The sequence below is a fragment of the Nocardioides abyssi genome (assembly GCF_030412915.1).
Taxonomy (GTDB): domain Bacteria; phylum Actinomycetota; class Actinomycetes; order Propionibacteriales; family Nocardioidaceae; genus Nocardioides; species Nocardioides abyssi.
In genome coordinates this window covers 1-244 of record NZ_JAUHJR010000222.1, presented here as the reverse complement: position 1 = coordinate 244, position 244 = coordinate 1, and the positions used below count along the sequence as shown (strand labels likewise).

Annotated in this window: 1 protein-coding gene; it reads left to right on the top strand. The window is 75.8% G+C overall.

The features are described 5' to 3' along the window. Window positions 1-244, top strand: a 244-nt coding sequence (locus QWY29_RS20565) for a hypothetical protein (protein ID WP_300963079.1), incomplete at both ends; no start/stop codon positions are given.

Genomic DNA, 244 nt, shown 5'->3' with positions numbered 1-244 from the left:
CGAGATCGCGGACTTCGACGTCCGCTCGGTGCTGCACCAGACCGCGGGCGTGTGCAGCCGGCCGGCCCCCGAGAAGGGGCTCGAGCTGGTCGTGGCGTGCGCCCCGGACGTGCCGCGCGTGCGGCGCGGCGACGCCGTGCGGCTGGGCCAGGTGGTGTCCAACCTGGCCTCCAACGCGGTGAAGTTCACCGACCGCGGCGAGGTCGTCGTCGAGGCGTCGGTGGTCGCGCGGACCCCGGCCGAC